Annotated in this window: 15 protein-coding genes; 6 read left to right on the plus strand and 9 right to left on the minus strand. The window is 35.7% G+C overall.

Annotated features, from left to right (window positions below; all coding sequences use genetic code 11):
- Positions 1-25: 25 nt before the first annotated feature.
- From ACXACQ_RS18755 to ACXACQ_RS18770, 4 genes are all read right to left on the minus strand, one after another.
- Positions 26-4,168: a hybrid sensor histidine kinase/response regulator transcription factor gene (locus ACXACQ_RS18755; protein WP_474977521.1), complete on the minus strand. Its 4,143-nt coding sequence runs from the start codon at positions 4,166-4,168 to the stop codon at positions 26-28.
- A 207-nt stretch (positions 4,169-4,375) separates the two neighbouring features.
- On the minus strand, positions 4,376-7,495 hold the full coding sequence (locus ACXACQ_RS18760; protein ID WP_474977522.1) for a PAS domain S-box protein: 3,120 nt from the start codon (positions 7,493-7,495) through the stop codon (positions 4,376-4,378).
- Positions 7,496-7,505: 10 nt separating this feature from the next.
- The gene (locus ACXACQ_RS18765; RefSeq protein ID WP_474977523.1) at positions 7,506-8,297 is read right to left on the minus strand and encodes a transporter; all 792 of its coding nucleotides are present in this window, start codon (positions 8,295-8,297) and stop codon (positions 7,506-7,508) included.
- A gap of 568 nt (positions 8,298-8,865) precedes the next feature.
- Entirely contained in the window at positions 8,866-10,203 is a 1,338-nt protein-coding gene (locus ACXACQ_RS18770) for a hypothetical protein (protein WP_474977524.1), read from the minus strand.
- A 273-nt stretch (positions 10,204-10,476) separates the two neighbouring features.
- On the opposite strand from ACXACQ_RS18770, the gene pgi reads away from it, so the two are divergent.
- The 3 genes from pgi to serA all read left to right on the plus strand — a co-directional run bounded on the left by pgi (position 10,477) and on the right by serA (position 14,919).
- The gene (pgi, locus tag ACXACQ_RS18775; protein WP_474977525.1) at positions 10,477-12,123 is read left to right on the plus strand and encodes a glucose-6-phosphate isomerase; all 1,647 of its coding nucleotides are present in this window, start codon (positions 10,477-10,479) and stop codon (positions 12,121-12,123) included.
- 189 nt (positions 12,124-12,312) lie between these two features.
- Positions 12,313-12,831: a pyridoxamine 5'-phosphate oxidase family protein gene (locus tag ACXACQ_RS18780; RefSeq protein ID WP_474977526.1), complete on the plus strand. Its 519-nt coding sequence runs from the start codon at positions 12,313-12,315 to the stop codon at positions 12,829-12,831.
- 192 nt (positions 12,832-13,023) lie between these two features.
- Entirely contained in the window at positions 13,024-14,919 is a 1,896-nt protein-coding gene (gene serA / locus ACXACQ_RS18785; protein WP_474977527.1) for a phosphoglycerate dehydrogenase, read from the plus strand.
- Positions 14,920-14,960: 41 nt separating this feature from the next.
- Here serA and truA read toward each other — a convergent pair whose 3' ends face one another.
- Both truA and ACXACQ_RS18795 read right to left on the minus strand, forming a co-directional pair.
- The gene (gene truA / locus ACXACQ_RS18790) at positions 14,961-15,752 is read right to left on the minus strand and encodes a tRNA pseudouridine(38-40) synthase TruA (protein ID WP_474977528.1); all 792 of its coding nucleotides are present in this window, start codon (positions 15,750-15,752) and stop codon (positions 14,961-14,963) included.
- 40 nt (positions 15,753-15,792) lie between these two features.
- The gene (locus ACXACQ_RS18795) at positions 15,793-17,346 is read right to left on the minus strand and encodes an SDR family NAD(P)-dependent oxidoreductase (protein ID WP_474977529.1); all 1,554 of its coding nucleotides are present in this window, start codon (positions 17,344-17,346) and stop codon (positions 15,793-15,795) included.
- A gap of 177 nt (positions 17,347-17,523) precedes the next feature.
- Between ACXACQ_RS18795 and ACXACQ_RS18800 the strand changes: the two genes are divergently transcribed.
- The 3 genes from ACXACQ_RS18800 to ACXACQ_RS18810 all read left to right on the plus strand — a co-directional run bounded on the left by ACXACQ_RS18800 (position 17,524) and on the right by ACXACQ_RS18810 (position 20,080).
- Positions 17,524-18,042 carry a GNAT family N-acetyltransferase gene (locus tag ACXACQ_RS18800; protein ID WP_474977530.1) on the plus strand — a complete coding sequence of 173 codons (519 nt, stop codon included), beginning with the start codon at positions 17,524-17,526 and terminating at the stop codon, positions 18,040-18,042.
- 264 nt (positions 18,043-18,306) lie between these two features.
- Positions 18,307-19,191 carry a DUF808 domain-containing protein gene (locus ACXACQ_RS18805; protein ID WP_474977531.1) on the plus strand — a complete coding sequence of 295 codons (885 nt, stop codon included), beginning with the start codon at positions 18,307-18,309 and terminating at the stop codon, positions 19,189-19,191.
- A gap of 268 nt (positions 19,192-19,459) precedes the next feature.
- Positions 19,460-20,080: a deoxynucleoside kinase gene (locus ACXACQ_RS18810; protein ID WP_474977532.1), complete on the plus strand. Its 621-nt coding sequence runs from the start codon at positions 19,460-19,462 to the stop codon at positions 20,078-20,080.
- A 594-nt stretch (positions 20,081-20,674) separates the two neighbouring features.
- On the opposite strand, the gene ACXACQ_RS18815 is transcribed toward ACXACQ_RS18810, so the two are convergent.
- The 3 genes from ACXACQ_RS18815 to ACXACQ_RS18825 form a co-directional block, all read right to left on the minus strand.
- Positions 20,675-23,485 (minus strand): ELWxxDGT repeat protein, encoded by a 2,811-nt coding sequence (locus tag ACXACQ_RS18815; protein WP_474977533.1) that lies wholly within the window; start codon positions 23,483-23,485, stop codon positions 20,675-20,677.
- Positions 23,486-23,614: 129 nt separating this feature from the next.
- Positions 23,615-23,794 carry a T9SS type A sorting domain-containing protein gene (locus ACXACQ_RS18820; RefSeq protein ID WP_474977534.1) on the minus strand — a complete coding sequence of 60 codons (180 nt, stop codon included), beginning with the start codon at positions 23,792-23,794 and terminating at the stop codon, positions 23,615-23,617.
- A 120-nt stretch (positions 23,795-23,914) separates the two neighbouring features.
- Positions 23,915-24,118: a hypothetical protein gene (locus tag ACXACQ_RS18825; RefSeq protein WP_474977535.1), complete on the minus strand. Its 204-nt coding sequence runs from the start codon at positions 24,116-24,118 to the stop codon at positions 23,915-23,917.
- Positions 24,119-24,150: the final 32 nt, after the last annotated feature.

Genomic DNA, 24,150 nt, shown 5'->3' on the forward strand with positions numbered 1-24,150 from the left:
ACTTTTAAAGTTCTATATATTAACACTATACTTGTTTAAAATCCCTTGGAGATACTTTAAATTTTTTCTTGAAACAAGTGCTGAAGTATGCAGGATCTTTGAACCCTACTTCATAAGCAAGTTCTTTAATTGTAATGTCAGTTCTTTTTTTAAGTATATCACAAGAACGGTGCAGTCGATGATTTCTTATTAAAATACTGACCGATTCTCCTGTGACCTCATCTATCTTCCTATAAAGCGCAGACCTACTTTGCCCTAAGTTCTTAGCCAAAATTGCCGGAGTAAACTCGGTATTTGAAAGGTTTTTATCCAGTTCGTTAAAAACCTCATCCATAAAAGAGGGAGTCTTTACCTTGTCATCAGGCATTTGCCCCTTCTCTACTGAACTTGTATTAAATTTTATAGTATTATCTATTTTAGTCTTCAGAACATCTACATTAAATGGTTTTATCAAATAATCTACGGCACCTTCTTTAAGCCCTTCTAACTGAGTAGACACTCCTGAATTAGCAGAAAGTAAAATTACAGGTATGTTTTGTGTACGAGTATTATGCTTTAAAATTTTACAAACTTCTATTCCATCTTTTCCCGGCATCATTACATCAGTAATTATGATATCGGGCTTTATAATACTAGCAAGCTCTACAGCTTCATCACCATTCTCCGCTTTAGTTACTTGATAATCATCATTTAATTTTGAAAATAGGTAATCCCTTACCCCTTCATTATCTTCTACCAATAGCAAGTTAGGTCTATTAAACGCTATAGATGTCTTCGCTCCAACTACCTCAAGGCTCATTTCCCTACCCCCACACTCTTTAGGCACATCCACTTTGCCATAAGCATCAGCGTTTAGAGGTAATAATATTTTAAATTCACTTCCCTGATACTCCTTACTATGTAATTCCATAATTCCAAGATGAAGCTCAACCAGCTGATGCACTAGGGATAAACCAATGCCAGCACCGCTAGAATTACTCTTATTGGAACTAACTTTATAAAATCTATTGAATACATTTCTTTGATCCTCCTCATTGATCCCAACCCCAGTATCTAATACTCTTACTTCTAGATACTCAGTAATTCTATCTCTTTTATTTTTAGCATCAATCTCAGCAGTTTTAACTCTGGCCAAAAACTGAACTTCGCCATGTACATTAGTAAATTTAAAAGCATTACTCAACAAATTGCTCAGTATTTTATGAAGCTTATCTTCATCCAAATACCCTCGTTCATCCTTTGCAATATCTATATCAACCTTAAACTTGATACTTTTCTTATATGCTTCAGCCTCGAAAAGTTCTGTTACGGCATACAATTGATCTGAAATCACCACTTTAGCTACAGACAGCAGCTCTACCCCTGCTTCTAACCTATGGAGATCAAGCAACTGATTGACCAAGCTTAAAATTTTATTAGAATTCTTGTATACCATTGTCACTAATGCCGATTTTCTTTCATCGCACTTCACCTCATCCCTAAGCTCCTCTAACGGTCCTACTATGAGGGATAATGGCGTTCTTAATTCGTGCGAAATATTCTCAAAAAACAGCAGTTTAGACCTACTAAAAACCAATTCATGTTTAAACCTGAGCCTTTTAATCATTAAAGACCTTATAAAGAAAATGATTACAGAAATGAGTATTAAATATAGCCCATACGCCCATGTTGTAAGGTAAAGTGGAGGAGCTATCTGTATTTTTACACTAGCATATTGAGATGACCAACCACCATAACCATCGCCCACCTTCACCTTAAATATATACTCTCCAGGAGGAACATTTGTAAATTGAGCCGTACGCTCAGCATCACTAAAAACCCATTCAGAATTAAAGCCCTCCATCTTATATTTGTAGACCAACTGCTCGGACTTAATATAGTCTAAGGCCAAAAATGAAATCTTAAAAAAATCTTGATCTGCATCCAATTGAATAGACTCACTTCGCCTATCTAACACCACCTCTTCCCCACTTAGCTGAATACCTGTTATATAAATGGGTATATCTATATTTTCACCTATTAGCTCTCCTGGATTTAAAATTGAAACCCCTTTTTTTCCTCCAAAATAAACAGCATCGTTTTTTTCATCATAAATTACAGCATTATTAAAAAATTCATTCGCATCTATATCATCTCCTAAAAGGTGACTTTCAAATCGATTTTCCTCTGGAATATAACAAGAAACACCTCCTGCTGTACTGATCCATATATAGCCACGCTTATCCTCTACAATACCCTTTATACTGGTATTTATTAATCCATCTTTCCTTGTAAAATATCTAATACTATCATTTGCTATCACATTTAGCCCACCTTCAGTCCCTACCCAGATATTTGATTTGGAGTCTTCATACAATGAAGTAACATTCAGATGACTCAAACCATCGTGTATATCATAACTAATAAAGTCTTCACTGCCCACCTTTAACACACTTAGACCAGACACAGTCCCAACCCAAATCTGCTGATGATGATCTACCATAATAGTATTTACCCAGTCACTAGCCAGAGAACGACTAACATCTGGATAATGAACTCTATAATGCTCAAACTTCTTACTCTCCAGATTAAATTTATCCACTCCTCCTCCATGCAAGCCTACCCAAATATTCCCGTGGGCATCTTGTGCTATACCACGAACATCATCAGCCGCAATTGAGGTTGAATCTTTCTCATCATGCCTGTAAACCCTAAAAATATTAGCGCTCGGATCATAATACTGCAACCCACTCTGGTATGTACAAACCCATATATTTTTTTTCTTAGATTCAAAAATTTTAAAGACCGTACCATTACCTAAATGAGCAGGAGCAGCCCCCGACTGCATAAATTTTTTCGCCCCGCTTTTCCACACATCGATACCCGAAGTATAATACCCCACCCACAACTCCCCATTAGACCGCTTCAATAATGCCGATACCTTGCTACTGGTTAAGCTAGCAGCATCATGCTCATTTGCGACATAGGTTTGAAAAAAATGATTAAAAGAAAATAGATTCACACCACCTTGATAAGAGGCAAACCAGATAGAGTTCTGGCTATCGTGGTAGATGTCTGTAATGATTTCGGACAAAAGCCCATCCCCATCAAAATTAAATTTCCTGAATGCATTACGTTCAGCCTCAACAATACCTACACCATAATCCCCTCCTATCCATACCTTTTGATCTGCATCAATACATAACGTTTTAATATGTTTACCTGCCCAAGCTGCCTTGGCGTGCTTAAATTCTTGTTTACCAATGTCAAATTGAAGAACGCCACCTGTTCTCGTAGCTACCCACAAATGATCCCTCACCAGTAAAAGGTCTGTAATTTCGTTAGAACTAATACCACTATTTTCAATATTATATTTATGCTCAACTCCTTTCTCTGGGTCAAAATACCAAAGCCCTTCCCCCTCCATTCCGAGCCATAATTTCCCATAAGCATCGGGACGCATCACCCGCACTTGGTGCCCTATATTTTCCACTTTAGCTTTAGCCAAAATGGTATTTACAACATCAGAAGGCAGATTAGGTACTTGACTCAAAAAATCCGATAAAAGAAAATGCGGTTTTTTGAGGTTATTTAAATGCTCCGCATAGCTCTTATTGACGCCTTGACTAATAAGCTCATCAATTGCTGAATCACTTAAATGCACAGTTCTTTTGAATAAAAAATGCTCAAAATCTTGTGTACTCTCTCGCCATAAGTTCAACCCCATTAATGTGGATACCCATAAATTTTGATGAGCATCTTCTACAATGGAAGTCACATAACTAAAATTCAATGAATGTGCCGCATTTACTTTAAACTCGAAATTTTCAAATGAATTGGAGGTATAATCATAACGGCTTAGCCCATTATTTTTGGTACCAATCCAAAGTCTACCCTTCGAATCAGTATATAAAGCTGTGATATTATTATCTGCCAGCGAAGTTGAGTCTTTTAAATCGTGCCGAAAAGTTTCAACTTCATACCCATCATATCGATTGAGCCCATCTTCAGTACCAATCCATATAAAACCAAGCTTATCTTGTGTTATACAAGTTACATTGCTACTGCTAAGGGCATCATCTCGTGTGAGGTAAGTTAGGCCTGCACCAAACCGCTGAGCATTAGAATAAGATAAAGGTATAAAAAGTGCCAACCAGATCGACAAAAGAAAATGCGTTCTCTCTTTCAATGCTAATCTGTATTTAAAATCTCTTTTACGTCAAGGTGGGGTTCTTGACAATATAAAGATTGAAATATCCTCACAGATAACAAAACGCACCGACCATACAACAACTATGTTTGATGTAATTGTTACACTTTATTTGCATCTATCTTCAATAAACAAAAAAAGGCATTCTTGTTACCAAGAATGCCTTTATATGATTTAAAGCAATTATCAGTTTTTCAACCTCATCTTTTCAATCACATTTAATTGCTCATTTATCGCATCTTGTTGCATTTTTTCTGTAGTAATATCATAGGCAAATTTAACCACTTTTATAGGCTTGTCATTTTCATCTTTTACTGCACTATACATTCCTTTTATCCATACTGCATCTCCCTTCTGATTCACGCGCTTAAACTCACCGTTAAAAGATTTACCATCTTTTAACTTACGCCAAAATTGTCTATACTCTTCCGAAATTGCTTCTTCATTAGTCACAAACACCCTATGATGTTTTCCTATTAGATCGCTCTCTTTGTAACCCATCATATTTAGGAAGTTATCATTAGCCTTAATCACATTTCCATTAAGGTCAAATTCAACAGTAGCAATAGTCATATCTATTAACTTAAGCTGCTCTTCCATAGCTTTAGATAATGCCTTCATCTGTCCATTAGAAAACTCCAACTCATTATTCTTCTCTACTATTCTATTGGCCTGTAATTTCTCATTGGTAATGTCATAAGCAAATTTAACCACCTTTATCACCTTACCATCTACATTCAACACAGGACTATACATACCCCTAATCCACACTAAGCTCTTATCCTTTTTCACTCTATTGAATTCACCATCAAAAGAACGTCCTTTGGCCAAGTTCCTCCAGAAGTTAGCATATTCCTCTGAGTCAGCTTCCTGCTCTTTAACGAAAATAGAATGGTGTTGTCCAATAACATCCTCCTCCTTATAGCCCATTAGCTCCAAGAAATTCGAATTTGCTGACTTCACATAACCTCTGAGATCAAATTCTACAGTGGCCATGGTATTATTAATCACCTTTATCTGCTCTGATATCAACTTTTCATTCTCCTTAACTTCCTGAATGCTCTTTCGCAAAACTTGAGCTTGCTTCTTTTCATTGGTAATATCATAAGCGAACTTCACCACCTTAAGTACTTTACCCGCTTCATCTAGCACGGGGCTATACATACCTTTAATCCAAACCTCTTCTCCTTTTTTATTGTATCTTTTAAATTCGCCATTAAATAAGTTACCGTTACCGAGTTTCCTCCAGAATTCCTTATACACGTCAGAGTTTTTGTGCTTTTCTCCTACGAAAATACGATGATGACTACCGACTATTTCAGACTCTTTATACCCCATTAAACGAGTAAAATTATCATTAGCAGCTAGTATATTACCTCTTGAATCAAACTCAATGGTTGCAATGGTTCCATTAATTATCTTCAGCTGATCAGCCATTTCCTTACTCTTATCCACCACTTCAGATTCCTTCTGCCTTAATTCGGCCAAGCCTTTTCTCAATTCTTCAGCCTGAACCTTTTCCTGAGTAATATCATAGGCCATTTTCACTACTTTGATTGGGTTCCCCATGTGATCAAGCATAGGACTATACATACCCTTAATCCAAACAGCATTCCCTTTTTTATTAATTCTTTTGAATTCACCCTCAAACGATTGACCTTCAGCCAGCTTCCTCCAGAACGAAGCATACTGATCTGTTTCAACCTCCTCTGCATCTACAAACATGCGGTGATGCCTACCCATGATTTCAAATTTTTCATAACACATAAGCTCCAAGAAGTTGTCATTGGCTTCTGTAACATGCCCAGTTAAATCAAACTCTATGGTAGCTATAGTATTATTGATTACTCTAAGTTGCTCAGACATTTCTGATGACACACGCTGCATTTCTTCCTGTGTGGCCTGCAGTTCTTCCATATTCTGCCTCATTTCCTCTTCCTGAGACTTCATCTCCTCAGCCTGCTGCTGAGTTTCCTCAAGCAAAATACGTGTGGTCTCGTTTATTTTCACTGTAGATACAGAAGCAGCAATACTTTCTGCCAACTTCTCAACAAACTCTATCTCGAAATCTTTAAAATCACCAAAAGTTGCTAACTCGATTACGCCATAAATCTCATCATTCAACTTTAACGGCTCCAATAATATGCAATTAGGAGCCGCATCTCCTAGTCCTGAAGTAATCTTGATATAAGATGCAGGTATTTCTTTTAAATATATTTTCTCCCCCTCTTGCCAGCATTGGCCTACCAGCCCTTCTCCTTTTAATACTGTTTCTTTTACAAATTTTTTACGGTTATAGGCATAAGCAGAAGTAAGTTCCATATAGGGATCTGTTTCATCCCCTCCTAAAATATATAGCGCTCCTTGGTTAGCGTTTAGGTATTTCACCAAGGTACTCAAAATTCTATCTGACAATGACTTCAAATCATTATCACTTCTTAAGATGTCTCCAAAATTAGCCAAGCCAGTATTAATCCAGTTCCTGCGTTCACTTTCTTCAGAAGACTCCTCTAGAATAGTTTTCATTTTTATCAGTGTAGTTGCCAATTCATCATGCTCTACATCTTCTAAATCTAGGTTTTTACTAAAATCTCCATTAGCGACAGAATCAACAAACTGAGTCATTCTCAATACTTTATACTCCTCCTTCTCTAACTTCTCTTCGTCTTGCTTCTTTATGGCCTCACTTTTTGATTGAATGCTATAAATTCCATAGCCCAACAGAATAAATATGAACAGAATACCCGCCACACTGATCCATACATAACGTTCCATCTCAGAAACTTTATTATCATGAAGTGTTTCAATATGAAATACTAAGTCATCAAGGGTGGTTTGTAAATTATCGTACTGTGCATCAAACCTTTCATCAAGTTCGCTGCCAGCCTGAATACTTACTCCTAAATTATTTTCAGCCGAAGTAACTCTTTGCTTAGATAGGCCCATCATTTCTTTTAAGCCTACAGCACCTTTCAACAAATTTTGATTTGTTATTTGATCATTTAAAAACTGAAAATCGGCCTCTCTACCATTGTAGATATTTTCAAGTTTATCTTTAGACTCTTGCAGTAGGGATGATACATCTTTCTCATAATCTACAGATTTATCGCCTGCTATAAGCTCTTCAAGTCTTAAATGCGCTTTGCTGGCGTTATTTTTTATATTGTCGCCTAGTGTTATATAGGGCAAATACGTACGATAAGTATTAAGCGTATATTGCTGAAGAACTAGAACGGCAGAGGCTATAACTACACCTAATGCAATTACCCCTGATGTTATTAAAACTGAAAGTTTGATTCTTTTCATAATTAAAAAATTAATGAGGAGCCCTTACAGATACTCCAGCGCTTAAAAAATGATCCGGTGCTGCACTAGATAGCCCAAAACCTCCTGCAAAATCAATTTGCACCTGACTATTAAGCATATACGTAAATCCAGTATCAAATAGATGTTGATTATCAGAACTTTGTTCAGGTAAAAAACCATAAAGTTCTGCGAACAGACTTAGTCGATCAACAGGACTATACCCTAATGAACAGGTGTATAAGCCCGTAGCTCTTTCATCGTCTTGCCATTGTGCTCCCAAATTAAATCCTAAAGAAAAATTTTGACCCAAGCCGTATTCAAATAAAAATCTAAAATCAGGGTTAATGCTGTTTGGCATATACTCTGACGCCCCCGTTCTTAAGGTTATATGTCCTAAAAACGCTATAGTAGGAACTAAACCTTTAGCCTCAGCTACTTTTATCTTAGTTCCTAATTTTAAAGGTCCGAAACCATTCATTTTGGTCTCACCTGACGCATCCTCCTCCACTTTTGTTCCTAAATAATCTGTGACTAAACGTAGTTCAAAATTGGAGTTTACTCCATATCTAAATAGAGCTGTATTATAAGTTATATTTTTTATAGAGTGATTTTCTTCTAGGAGAAAACCAGTTTCTAACTGCACAGTTCTTTTCGGCACTAATGTAGCCGCTTCGGTTTGGTTTGGTCTATCGGTAGTTATATTCTTAACTGACTCATTATTATTATCTTGAGCAAAAAGATTATAACTGAAAAAACACAAAACCAATGCAAATGTTACATTATAATTTATATTTTTTTTCATTATTTTTTTGTAGAAAGTAATAGCAAAAACTACATGTGTATAGGCACAGGTGTACCAGCACATAATATTACTACCCTGTAACAGAATAGTATACATGAAAAACCTATGCCAAATGCTATACAGCGCATTGTAGGCTATATTATGTAGTTGAAGTTTCCGCTATATGGAAATAAATATTTTCCCTGAACGCTTATTTTCAGGAATTAGTACCTTCCTTGCTAATTAATGGGTTATAATTTTTGCAATTAGTACACAGCCGGAGAGTATGGCTCGCTGGAGTAAAAGAGTTAATCATTTTTCAAGTTGGTTTAAATTTGATTTCTTGTATTTCAAAAGCAATTCAGTAGCGGAATAAAGTGTTGGTTAAGCACCCTATGTAATATTTCCGCTAAATAATATTACTTGGTTGAATTTACAAATACAAGCACCAAGGTAGGAATTTACTGTTGAATAATAATTCTAAATAAACAAATTCTTAATAATTTAACATTAGTTAACCCTCTATCAATCAACAAAAAAGGAGACTCACTTTAATGAATCTCCTCCTTATTTTTGCTATCAAAAATAATTATATAGAAATCTGAAATTGCATTACAGCCATTCCTTTTCTTTCCTTCACCTCCATCTCTCGAAAGCTATAAACGGGTCTGCTTTGATAATTTAAAGAGAGTTTTGCTCCATGCCCATTAATTAACCAATTTACCCCTGTTTCATACATCAACATTTTGTCATTAAGCAAATCAAAATCAGAATATTGCATAGAAGCATATGGCTGCAATGTACCGCTATTGCCAAATAGGTCTCTCTTAAAAAGGTACCCCACCTGAGTAAACAAAGTCGTGCCTGTCCCCATCATTGGAAAACCGTTTCCCGGACCATTAAAATCATCCGAGTTGTCTCCAATTAGATTTGGATTCATAACACCAACATTCCTCACATAATTTTTGCCGTAATCATTAGAATTGAATGCTGCGTAAGCTGTGATAGCCGTACCCTTTTCAATATTTATAGGAGCATCATAAAATACATCTATTGCAAACAAATTTAGGTTTTCATATTTAACGTTATCAACCCCTTCTGTTCTCCACATGGCGTCCTGTTGATTAATAAATCCAACCCCAATATTAAATACTCGCTTTTTGCCCAAATAAGTACCAGCATTATACGGTGTAAGGTTGGACTCCTGATCTAAAAACTGATACATAAAGTATCCTTGAAATTGAAGGTTGCCCGGAGTATTGGCAAATGAGGAATTCTGGGTAGGCCCCCAATGACCACTAGGAGACAAACTCACCTCCATGGGATCAGACACTGCTAAGCGATAATCTAACTTCCCTAATTTACCTTTGGCGTAAATGCTGTACTTTCTCACAAATTGGTCACTAATATCTAAAGTAGCTAATTGGTATAGCGGAGCATCGGTTCCTAACAAGCTACCAACAGAAGGTGAAGCGTAGCGAGAAAGTCCACTCCAACCCGTTAAACCCGCACCTATTTCCAAATGCTTGCCAGCTACTTTGTATTCACCAAGGGCATCCATGATGTAAACACCTTGTTTGCGAGGAGAATTTGTTGCCAAGTTATTTTGACCTAACTGCGTATAAAAGAAAACTTTATCCGTCACCTGACCAAATAATTGTATTCGGGTTCTTCGTAAGCCTATATCAAATAAGTCATCCTTATCTTCATCATCCTCAATCAATGTACCCGAATTAAGCTCGGTATACCTCAACCAAACTTGATTGAGAAATGTTAGCTTAACGTATCGCTTTCCATCCTTATCAAAGTTATAGCGTAACTCTTGTTTTTTAGAAGGAATGCTATCACTAGCAGTCGACTGTGCGTTTGATACTCCTCCTGATATTATAATGCTTAAAAATAAAAGCACCCACCATTTTCTAATCATCGTAATAATATTAACAATTCCACTCTAGGTTAAAATAAAATCACGAAATAAGCACATTTCATTTATGATTAAAAGATTATTCATTGAAATTATCCGAAAGCCGATTTAAAACTATCTCAAGTGACGGCTCCGCAGATAAACATAAATCACTGAATATCAAACCATTTAAAATGAATCAACTAAATATTTTAACACATAAATAATCATTTATATTTCATTGTTTTTCACGGTTTCATAACTTCGCATTTTTATTAAGAAATAAACGACAAGCGCATGTTTCCAAATATAAACCCTACCACTACTGCAGCCTGGAAAAAGCTGGAAGAGCATTATTCAAGTATTGAGAATAAGCAAATGAAAAGTCTTTTTCAGGAGGACGGTAAAAGATTTGAGAAGTTTAGCATTATGTTTAATGACATACTGATAGACTACTCTAAAAACAGGATTACAGAAGAAACACTAGCTCTATTAATAGAATTAGCAAAGGAAACAAAGTTAACTGAGGCCATTAAAGCCATGTTTGATGGTGAGAAAATTAATGCTACAGAAGGCAGAGCTGTGCTTCATACTGCATTAAGAAACACTTCTAATCAAGCTATTGAAGTAGATGGAGAAAATGTAATGCCAGAAGTTAACAAAGTATTAGCTCAGGTTAAAAAATTCTCTGAATCTATTATTAGTGGTGAATGGAAAGGTTACACAGGAAAAAGCATCACTACTATTATTAACATAGGAATTGGAGGCTCTGATCTAGGTCCGGTAATGGTAACGGAAGCACTAAAGCCTTATAAGAAGGAAAATATCGAGACCTACTTTGTGTCTAACGTTGATGGTACGCATATAGCTGAAGTATTGAAAAAGGCTGATCCTGAAACTACATTGTTCATGATAGCCTCTAAAACCTTTACTACCCAAGAAACTATGACCAATGCTCATAGTGCAAGAAATTGGTTTTTAGAGCATGCTAAAGATGCAGAACATGTTAAAAAACATTTCGTAGCTATATCTACCAACGCTGAGGCTGTGGCAGAATTTGGAATAGACACCCAAAACATGTTTGAGTTTTGGGACTGGGTTGGCGGTAGATACTCTCTATGGTCAGCTATTGGTCTTTCCATTGCCTGTACTATCGGATACGAAAACTTCGAGCAACTATTGCAAGGCGCTCATGATATGGACAACCATTTCAAAACTGAAGATTTAGAAAATAATATACCTGTGATATTAGCTCTTTTAGGTATTTGGTATAATAATTTCTTCGGTGCTGACTCTCACGCTTTGTTACCATATGACCAGTATATGCACAGGTTTGCTGCATATTTTCAGCAAGGTGATATGGAAAGCAATGGTAAATACGTAGATAGAAATGGTGAAGCGGTAAATTACCAAACAGGCCCGATCATCTGGGGAGAACCAGGAACCAATGGTCAGCATGCTTTTTATCAATTAATTCATCAAGGCACAAAACTTATACCTTGTGATTTCCTTGCTCCTGCTATTACACATAATCCTATTAGCGATCATCATGAAAAGTTACTCGCTAACTTCTTTGCTCAAACTGAGGCATTGATGAACGGAAAGGATGCTGAAACAGTAGAATCAGAACTAAGTAAATTACCTTCAGAAGAAAAAGCTTTCCTAAAGCCTTTCAAAGTTTTTGAAGGAAACAGACCTACTAACTCTATATTATTCAAGCAATTAGACCCTAAAACTCTAGGTGCGCTTATTGCAATGTATGAGCACAAGATTTTTGTTCAAGGTGTAATATGGAACATTTTCAGCTTTGACCAATGGGGCGTTGAACTTGGAAAACAACTAGCTAAGCAAATTTTACCAGAATTAATGGGCAATGAAGAAGTAACTTCTCACGATGCTTCCACTAATGGCCTGATTAATCAATTTAAAAAGTTTAAAAGCTAAGTAAAGCATAGCATCATAAAAGGAAAGCAGTCATATCTATGACTGCTTTTTTTGTTTGTAGATATGCACATTTGTAGAATTAAAACAACAGTACTCGAGTTCAGATTCTTTGTTTAATCGTAAAACAGACACGTTTACACACTGGCACATTATTTCTACTTATTATGCCAAACAAAAGATAAAGACACTATGGATTTCGATAAAAACAATATAGAAAATTTACATCATGAAGAAGCAATTGCCAAAATCAAAACTATTGTAGATGATACCAGCATTTGCCTATTCACCACTAACTTAGATAAGGCACCACTGCAAAGCAGACCGATGAGCACTCACAAAATTGATGATGATGGCACCCTGTGGTTTTTCAGCCCTATGACAAGTGAAAAAAATCAAGATATTCAAATGGATAACAGAGTACAATTGTTTTACAGCAACAACAGTAAGTCTGAGTATCTATCTCTATATGGGCATGCTAGTGTAGTAACGGATAGAGATAAAATTGATGAATTATGGTCGCCAGTGGTTAAAGCTTGGTTTAAAGAAGGCAAAGATGATCCTATGGTAAGCCTAATTAAAGTAACTCCAGAGGAGGGATCATATTGGAACACTAAACACAATAAAGCTATCACCTTATTAAAAATAGCCTCTGCTGCCATTACGGGTAATGAAGTAAATGCCGGAGTTAGAGGTGAATTAATTGTATAAATAATTGAAATATAAGGGCAGTTTGAACTGTCCTTATTATTTACCCTCCTGCATCTCCGCATAATTATGAAAATTGCAAATCCTTAAATTGCAATCGATTGCTTTTTAAAGTGTAATATTTTTCAGCAAAACACTTTTAAAAGGCTAACATATCCTGTTAATTCGTTTACGAATTACAGCCATACCCTAATTATGCAAAACGGAAAAAAATATTTCGTAATTGACTTTGATAGTACTTTCACCCAAGTAGAAGCTTTAGATGTTCTGGCAGAAATTGCCTTGGAGTCTAACCCTGAGAAAGACGAAAGAGTAAGGAAAATCAAAGAGATTACCGATGAAGGAATGAGCGGACAGCTAACGCTTCGTGAATCTTTAGAAAAGCGTGTGCAACTTCTTGGTGCCAATAAAAAGCACTTAACACCTTTAGTGAGTTCCTTAAAAAAATTAGTCTCCAAGAGTTTTAAAAGAAACAAAGAGTTTTTTGAAAGCAACTCCGATAATATCTTCATCATTTCCAATGGCTTTAAAGATTTTATCGTTCCTATCGTTTCTGAATATCACGTAAAACCAGAAAATGTATACGCTAATTCTTTTGAATTCAATGAAAACGATGATATCGTTGGCTACGACAAAAATAATGCACTATCAGCAAATAATGGAAAAGTAGAGCAGCTCAAACAACTTAACCTACATGGTGACGTTTATGTGATTGGTGATGGATACACTGATTATGAAATAAAAGCAGCAGGTCTTGCCAACAAGTTTTATGCATTTACTGAAAATGTAGAAAGACAGAATGTTTTAGAAAAGGCAGATCACATCACGCCAAGTTTAGACGAATTTTTATACCTGAATAAATTGAACACAGCTATATCATACCCCAAAAATAGAATTAATGTACTGCTGCTGGAAAACATACATCCACAGGCTATAGCATTATTAAAAGAAGAAGGATACAACGTAGAGGTTTACCCTGGTGGCCTAGACGAAGATGAACTTTGTGAAAAAATAAAGAATGTATCTATTCTTGGAATAAGATCAAAAACTCAGGTTACGGCTAAGGTTTTAGAGCATGCCAATCGCCTTATAGCAGTAGGTGCTTTTTGTATAGGCACTAACCAAATAGATCTGATTGCATGCCAAAAGAAAGGTGTTGCTGTTTTCAATGCTCCTTTTAGCAACACCAGATCTGTAGTAGAATTAGCTATAGCTGAAATTATAGCTTTGAAACGTCAGTTATTCGAAAGGTCTCAAAAAATGCACAGTGGCCAATGGGATAAATCAGCCAAAGGTAGCTTTGAAATAAGAGGTAAGCATTTAGGCATTATAGGTTATGGTAACATTGGAGCACAGCTTTCGGTATTGGCTGAGTCTTTAGGCCTAATTGTTTCTTACTATGATGTAACAGAAAAATTAGCCTTAGGAAATGCAAAAAAAGCTGAATCTTTAGAAGAGCTATTAAGAGAATCGGACATAGTGACCCTGCATGTGGATGGCCGACCTGAAAACAAAAATATCTTTGGCGAAGAGCAGTTTGGTTGGATGAAAGAAGGTGCTATCTTCTTGAATTTATCTCGTGGTCATGTAGTAGATATTGATGCTTTAAAAGCGAACCTAGAAAGTGGTAAAATTAAAGGTGCAGCAGTAGACGTTTTCCCTGAAGAGCCAAAAACTAACCAAGAAGAATTCATTTCGAAGCTTCGTGGTATACCTAATGTAATTTTGACTCCTCACGTAGGTGGAAGCACCATGGAAGCTCAGGAAAACATTGCCAACTTTGTGCCAGGCAAAATTATGGATTACATTAACACTGGCAGTACTTCTAACAGTGTTAACTTCCCTAACTTGCAATTACCAACTTTGGAAAATGCACACAGATTGATCCATATTCACCTTAACATGTCAGGGGTATTAGCAAAGATCAATAAGGTTTTAGCAGACCATGACATCAACATCGTTGGTCAGCATTTGAAAACCAATGAAACTATAGGCTATGTAATCACTGATATAGATAAGGCTTATAACCCTGATGTTATAAAAGCATTAAAAGAGATTGAGCATACTATCAAATTCAGAGTATTATATTAATAATCCGCTCTGATTGCAGCATAAAAAAAGGCCTGATTTAATCAGGCCTTTTGCATATCTTTAAAATCCAGTTTATTGAGCATCAACCCCGATGCTGGGGCGATATAGCTAAAAGATTCTTTCTTTTCCGGATTGTGTATTGAAGAATGTAAGTCTTCTAAGGTGATTTCATCTTTCCCCAACAAAAATAACGCCCCCATCATTAACCGCACCTGATGGCGCATAAACCCCTCTCCTTTTACCTTAAGCAAATAACTTTCTTCAGGAAAAAAATTAGCCTGAAGAATATCGTTACGCTCAATAGTACACTCCAGCACCTCTCTTTCTAATTGAGTATTTTCGTTTGGCTTATAACAATAGTTTTTAAGATTATGCTTACCCACAAAGTAATTAGCTCCTTCTTTCATCTTATCTACATTGAGCTTTTGAATGAATGAGGTCATAAAAGGAGCACAAAACGGGTGATTTTTCTCACCCGAAGAAAACAAATAAATGTATTCTTTAACCTTGGGGTGCTGAATAATATTAAACTTGGCATCTACCTCTTCCACCGACAAAGCCTTTATATCTGAAGGAAGGTTTTCATTTAATCCCATAAATAATCTATCAGTATCTAATGGCTCTCTGGTAAAAAGTTCAAACGCACCTTCATTAACAGAAACCATGGCATCAGTACGAGATGAACCCAAAACCCTAAAATTATCATGACGAAGGATAAAAGTTAGGGTCTTCTCTAGCATCTCCTGCACAGTTTTTACATTTCTCTGCCTTTGCCAGCCGTGGTATCTAAAGCCTAAATATTGAAAGTGAATGAGGTAATAAAACTTTTTCATTCTTCAAACATACCAGTTTTCTAGATACTGATAGAACTACTTACCAATCAATAGGAAAATAGTCTTTCAAAAATTTACCACACCAATGCTTACCTGTATTAATGCCATCAATAAACGGATCACATATGCGGGCAGCACCATCAACAATATCTAATGGAGGCTGAAAATCATGCAGTTCTTGTTTTTTGGCAGAAAGCTCAGCAGGATCTTCGTCAGTAACCCAACCTGTATCCACTGCATTCATAAAAATACCTTCATCGGCCAATTCACCTGCTGAAGTATGAGTTAACATATTTAGTGCTGCTTTAGCCATGTTGGTATGCGGGTGCCTTGCTTCCTTCTTAAACCTATAAAACTTACCTTCCATGGCCGTAACGTTCACCACGTGCTTCTGACCAGTATAGTCTTTCTTCATCAAGTCAATCAGCTTATTGCACAGTACAAATGGTGCTATTGCATTCACCAGCTGCACCTCTAACAATTCAGGGGTGGCCACCTCTCCTAGCTTCAACCTCCAGCTATTAGTTTTGCGTAAATCTACTTGCTGTAAGTCTGCATCCAATTTCCCATCAGGAAAGACTTCCTTTACATTTACAGCTGCATCTATACTGTAAGGCACCTGCGATAATGCCGCTGAAGACTTTATACCCAGTCCTATTTCCTGTGTATGCCAGCTTACAGGTATAGCTTTATTCTCATGCTTAATACTTTGACTGTCATATCCGAGCAGCTGAGTTACGCATTCATTGTACTCACTGACCAAACGCCTCACCTCTGGTTGTAAATCGTTATAAGCAATTTTCTCATTTTCCATTAAATGCGAATAAAAAGCTGGTGGCCTTCTCACTGTCTGCGCAGCATTGTTGATCAAAATATCTAACCTTTCATATTTTGATTCTATAAAACCAGCAAACAATTCTACACTAGGGATATGCCGTAAATCCAGTCCGTATATCTGAAGCCTGTGCCCCCATTCATTATAATCACTTTCCTTAGCATACCTTATGGCTGCATCCACTGGAAAACGCGTAGTCGCTATTACTGTGGCTCCTGCTCTAAGCATAATTAAAACCGCCTGATAGCCTATTTTTAGTCTAGAACCTGTTATCAACGCTACCTGTCCGGTTAAATCTGCAGTTTGAAAGCGCTTCATATAATTAAGGTCTCCACACTCTTCGCACATGCTATCATAGAAATGATGTAGCTTGGTGTATTCCTTCTTACATACATAGCAGTTTCGTGCAGAGCTAAGTTCTTCTGCTTCTTCTGTAGATGCTGCCGATAATAATTTTTCAGGAGCTGTAAAAATAGCCTCTTCTCGGGCCCTCCTTATTCCAGTAGTTGCTCTAGCCTGCTTATCTGCTCGCACTATTAAGGCTCTTTTAACCGCCTTTTTAACTTTGTGCCGCTTTCTTATCTCGTCCCTGTCAGGTCGAGACAGCTGTCCCGATAACTTCAAAAGCTTTATTTTTTCCTCTTCTGGCAGCAAAGCTAACTGCTCAGGTTCATCAATTAATTCTTCTAAAAAAGACAAACATTCATTCAACTTGGCAAGACGATTCTCATCCCACTCAAGCATCTCATTCTGAATCATATTTAGTATTAAAAAGCCCTCGAATATAAAGAATATTCATCCCTTATTGATTTGATTAAACTTATATTTTTTTCCTCAAAAAAAGTGATAATATTGCAGAGAACGGTGTTATATTAATAGAACAAGTCATAAACCGTAATATTCACAACCTATTAACCATCATTTACTAAAAAATTTATGAAAGTTATCTTCAAAAAATGCACTATTGAAGATCTCGATTTGCTACTAGAAATAGCAAAAGCCACCTATTTTGAAGGTTTTGCAGAAGCTGAAGCCACAGAAAACCTTCTTAGTTATGTAAAAAATGCTTTCAACTTGGATAAACTTCAAAATGAAGTAAACAATCCGTTTTCAGAGTTTTATTTAGCAATGGTAGATTCCAAAGTTTGCGGCTATATTAAACTTAATATTAGTACAGCTCAGCATGCTTTTATTTATGAAAATAGTGTGGAGCTAGAAAGAATTTATGCTCTAAAAGACCAGCATGGTAATGGTTTGGGGCAAGAATTGTTGAATGAAGCCATAAAAATAACTAGAAAAAAACACGCCAGCTTTATTTGGCTTGGAGTATGGGAAAAAAACCCTAGAGCCATTCACTTCTATCAAAAGAATGGATTCGTTAAATGTGGTCAGCAAGTATTTATGATGGGCCAAGAAAAACAAATTGATAGGCTGATGAAACTGGAGCTAGATTAATTCCAGAAAAACATTCCTCTACCTATTGAGGTCATTAATATGAAAATCAATACCTATGAAACTGATTCATAGGTTTGTTCCTTCCTTTCTTCCAGTAAAGTAATATCACTCATCCAAGTTACCTTTGAAAGGGCTTATTCATTTCGTACACTTTTACATATACTAAATAGAATCGGGAAAACTGTTATTATTAAGGTAGTTATCTCTTGGTTTAGCGTTGAGTTTATAATTTATCCTTATTTTAGCACACAAATAAGAAAGACTATGGCTTCAGGAATTTTTGCGCTATTAGATGATATAGGTGCCCTTATGGATGATGTAGCAACTATGGGAAAAGTTGCGAGTAAAAAAACAGCAGGAATTCTTGGCGATGACTTAGCTGTTAACGCAGAAAAAGCCTCCGGCTTTGTATCGTCACGCGAGCTGCCAGTATTATGGGCTATATCAAAAGGCTCAATGCTGAATAAAATAATAATACTACCTTTTGCTTTCTTACTAAGTGCTTTTTTCCCTTCTGGCATAACCATTATTCTTGTAATAGGCGGATTATACTTAGCTTACGAAGGTGCCGAAAAAGTATATGAAATATTTGTTCCGCATGCTCACGATAAGGAAGTAAACTCAATAGCTACAGAGTTATCGAAAGAAGAGCTACTGAAATTGGAAAAGGAAAAGGTGAAATCTGCAATTATTACCGACTTCATTCTTTCAGTTGAAATCATAATTATTGCCCTAGGGAGTGTCCCTAATGAATCATTAAAAATTCAGATTCCCGTAGTTACACTAATATCACTGCTTGCGACCGTAGGTGTTTATGGAATAGTAGCACTTATTGTGCGTATGGATGATTTTGGGCTTAAACTCATTCAGTTGAATAAAGAAGATGACACATTCTCCGATAAAGTAGGTATTCTCTTAGTTAATGCACTGCCTAAGGTTATCAAAGGCTTATCTTTTATAGGTACAGTAGCGTTGTTCATGGTTTCAGGTGGCCTTTTTGTTCATAATTTATCTTTCATCCATCACTTAGAAGAATTGATTCACATGCCGGCTATTTTGTTTGAGGCATTGACTGGTTTAATTATGGGTTTTGTTGTTCTCCTACTCATCCAGACCGGTAAGAAAATATGGAAGCTTGTACGTAAGTAAACTCTTAGTTTAAACCAATATTATTACAAGCTTAACTGAAGATTAATTAAAGCATCAACTAATTAATAGAAGCTTAACTGGATAAGTAAGATGTATATTTAACAATTATCTACTTTTGAAGTGTAGTAAATATATTCTTCATACGGTTAATACAAGGTTATCGGAGGGCTGGTTTTTACCAGCCTTTTTTCATTATTTCTTTTATAGTAATGTGGTAAGTAATAATTTTGCACTCCCCAATTAAATTTTAAGAGTAGAATTATTCCCTATGCATATTGCGATCTGCGGAAACATTGGTTCCGGAAAAACTACATTAGCATCAATGCTATCGAAACATTATAGCTGGCAAGCCGAAATGGAGTCTGTTGATGACAACCCGTACCTTCAGGATTTTTATGAAGATATGAAAAGATGGGCTTTTCACTTACAAATATACTTTCTTAATAGCCGTTTCAATCAAATTAAACGCATAAGAAAGAGTGAAACATCCACAATACAGGATCGTACCATTTATGAAGATGCATATATTTTCGCAGCCAACCTGCATAAATCTGAGTATTTAAATGATAGGGATTATAATAGCTATCTCACACTGTTTGAGTCGATGATTGAGCACGTGCAAGCTCCAGATTTATTAATATACCTCAAAGCTGATATTCCAAAATTGGTGAGCCAAATAGAAAAGCGTGGAAGAAGTTATGAAAACGCAATTAGGCTTGATTACCTTAAAAACCTGAACCAGCACTATACTGAGTGGATTGGTTCTTACGATGCAGGAAAATTATTAATTATAGATGTTAATGATTTGGATTACGTTAAAAATACCGAAGATTTCTCACTAATAGTCAGTAAAATAGATAGAGAATTACATGGTCTTTTTAGCCATTAACAAAAAAGCCTGAATTAATAAATTCAGGCTTTTTTGTTTTAATTACTCAGAGTTTCATTGTCAACACAAAATTCGCTCAGCATTTCCTCTGTCATATGCATAGAATATTCCCCTAAGATTTTTTAAAACCTCGCTGCACGCCCCAGTTTCTTATGAAGGGTAATTAGGTACTTTCAGTTTATTAACTAATAAATTAAAGAAGCAACTAATTGTGGCGAGTTTAGAACATTGGAAATGTAATAAAACAAAACATCCTCTCAGGCCTTGCCCGAGAGGATGTTTCATTGTCTATAGTTGGCTTTAACTTGATACTAAGATAATACATGTATTTGCAAAATTAAATTGAATATGAGCCATTCTCTTACAAGTGTATACAAAAAAACACTACTTTAATTTTATGCAATCGTTTTAAAATCAACAATTTAAAACAAAAATCCCTTTGAAGAACCTAGCTCCAAAGGGATTTCTTGTTGTCTATAGTTGGCTTTAATTGAATCTAAGGTAGTAGATCAAATTCCTAATTTCAATATCGCATCGATCAATTGCTTTTATAAGCCATCAACTCTATATTTTGAACGACAGATAGAATCACTACTACTGCTTCACCACTCTTATTACGCTGTTTTCATCTTTACTTCCAACACTAATTAAGTAGAGGCCAGTAGGCAACTTGGATAAATCAAGTTGATTACCTCGAACATTTTTAAAACGGTGCATCAATTTACCTGTGGCGGAGTAAACTTCAGCATAATCAACTGACTCCATTGATTTAATGGTAAATATATTACTTACAGGATTGGGGTAGCCCACAATGGATTCTTTAACTAATTGAGGGGTTATGCCCGTGATTCTATTATCGCTTAAAGATAATTTCCAAACTTGATTTTCTTTGTCTTCAGTGGTAGCTACAAAATATAAATCATTATCTATTAATACGAGCTCAACTGGATAAGAGCCCTCCGCCCCCGGAAGCAAATCCTTGATCATAAAAGTTCCTTCTTCCGTACCATCTGAACGCCACAGTTCCTCTCCATGTTCTTCATCATAAGCACGAAAATATAAAACATTATCATGCATCAGGTATGGTTGAGGATAAGAACCTTCTGAACCTTTATTAACATCATTAACCAAACTTAATACATGAGAACTTCCGTCAATTTTCCTTAACTCCTCACCATGAATTTTATCGTATCCTCCAAAATACAAATCATTATCAATTACCTTTAAATCCACATCATAGTTAACGGTAATAAATTCATCCGAATCAGGCACCTGTACAGGGTAGGCCTCCGCTTTATCAATATCAAAACACCACAATTCAAATTTTACTATTTTAGGATTAGATACCACAAAATATAATTTCCTGCCTAAAGAGACACCTTTAACGAAATAATTTTCATCAAATGAATAAAGTAATTCTGTTCCAGCATCGGTTCCATTACATTTCCACAAACCAAATCTGATTTCATCAGTCCAACCACTAAACATAAAATTATCCTCATCTAAAGTATTATATATTTCATTCAGATGAATTTGCTTATTAATAAGCTTCAAATTAGTATCAGCACCATCGGTTATAAACAACCCTTTATAACTGTTAATTCCATAAATGTAATTTCCGTCAGTTTCTAAAGTATAGTTGCCAGAAATTTCATTAACAAGCTTACAACCTGTTCCATCATACTTAAATAAACTACCCTCATCTCCATCACTGACCATAAAATAGACATTGTCTTTAGCACTTACTATGTTATTATATTCTGGCATGAAGTTTAAAGGCCAATCACTAAATACTATTTGAGGTATAAGTTTATTATCTAATTTAAAAAGGTCAACACTCATCATATCAGTTGAATTCACGTAAAACAACTCATCTTTTTTATTAACCCTTATCTTGCGAGGATGACCTACTGATACGTAACTTTTTTGAGAAGAAGTTAATTGATTACTACCATCCAAATAAGAGTACCAATTAATCTTATTGGTATTTTTCTTTAAATACAAGAGCTGGCCATTGTAATTATAATTATAGATTAAATCATCATCTGGCCCTGCATTTTCCTCGCTCAAAACTGATTCTAATCTTGTTCCACCCAATGTTCCATCGGTACTCCATATTCCCCATACTTGTTGGTCATCCAATATTGGGAAATATATTTTCCCGTTTAGTACAGTCTCATAACGAATATTTTTAAAGAGGGAATCCTTGAACAAAGTACCTTCCCTTAAATTGATAAATACCGCCTGATTTTGATACTCACCTCCCGTCAAATACCTACAATACAATTTATCTTCATTAAATTGTATAAATTTAAGATCACGCTCCATAAAAGACAATCTATAAAAGGGAGCTCCTAATTGAACTATTTTTGATGTATCACCTGTACCCACAGTATATCGAATCAAGTTAGCTTCTTCCGTCAGGTTATCTCTATTGAAAAAAACAAAAATCAAATCTCCATCGTACTTTAACAATTGCCCAGGCCCTATATGCCCATAATTATCCGGCACAGCCCAAATCCTTTTTGTCCCCTCTTTGGTCCCATCTGATTCGACAATCTCGATATTTCCATCATTAGTTTGATTATTTTTAAAATAAACCTTACCATTCAACTCCACCACTGATCCATCTTCAACAAAAAATGACTCATTATAAATGGATTCGTAAGAATTCTTATTTAAATCGATAACATAAATATTTTCTACTCCAAACAACAATGCACGCTTATCATCTAGAACTTTATATACGTGATTTTCAAATGACCCCAAACTCGCTCCTTCTATCAATTGAGTTCCTTCAACAGTTCCATCACTACTCCATAATTCAACTATATCATCATTATTAACCTCAAAAATCAGCTTCTCGTCCAAACCCCCAATAATGTCTAATGCTGGAAATTTCTTTAACAGATGAGTAGTTCCCCAATCTCCTTGACTCACCCATAACTCAGCGTTAAATAAAAAGAATAATTTATCTGCTATAGATGTCATCCCTGAAATGTGCCCATAATCATCAAAGTGAGTCAGCTGCATTGTACCTGAAGGGGTACCATCGGACTTATAAATTTGAGACCTAATTAAGCTAGTGCTAGCTATAAAAAATAAATTATTTTGCATTTCACAATGTATTCCGGCTTCTGCATCACCACCAACATATCCAGAATACCGTCCTGGACCAACATCCTTAAGCATTTCTACTTTGCCATTAGAAGGATTCAAATAATGTAATTCAAGTCCATAATTACCATTTTTTGATTGAAAAAAAACAGTATCATTAAACTCAAACAACCCCCTAGCCCAAATAACATAATCAGATGACGTAAAAGGAATATTACTTACTTGAACTTGTGCATTTAACTTAAATGCTGTGCATGCAACTATTAATAATATAAATATCCTTTTCATTAAAAGCTCATTTAAATAAAACACAAATATAATTTTATTTAAAAGAAATATACATTATTCCATATAAAATAAAAAACCCCTTCGATTACTTTAATACGAAGGGGCTTTTCATTATAAAAAATTATAATTCTACTGCTTCACCACTCTTGTTACGCTGTTTTCATCTTTACTTCCAACACTAATCAAGTAGAGGCCAGTAGGCAAATTGGATAAATCAAGTTGATTTCCATGAACATTTTTAAAACGCTGCATCAATTTGCTCTCAGAAGTATTATAAAACAAAAATCCCTTTGAAGAACCTAGCTCCAAAGGGATTTCTTGTTGTCTATAGTTGGCTTTAATTGAATCTAAGGTAGTAGATCAAATTCCTAATTTCAATATCGCATCGATTACCTGCTATTATTAGAGTCTAATGACACTATTCAACTTTTAACGGACAGTATCTTTATTGATTAAGATCGAATCAGTTTTCAACTCGGGTTCATCCTCATTATTCATCTGCATTATTCGCTCTTTCAACTGAGGTTTAGAGCCAGGAAAAGTAGTACGACTAGAGATATCATACCCTATGTAAATCATTAAGGCAAAAAAGAGAACAGCTATTATTAAGAATATTTTTTTTGATTTGCTCATACCGCATTAAAATTGGAAGAACAAATATCGAG

This window comes from Fulvivirga sp. AWR4_260, assembly GCF_056158185.1.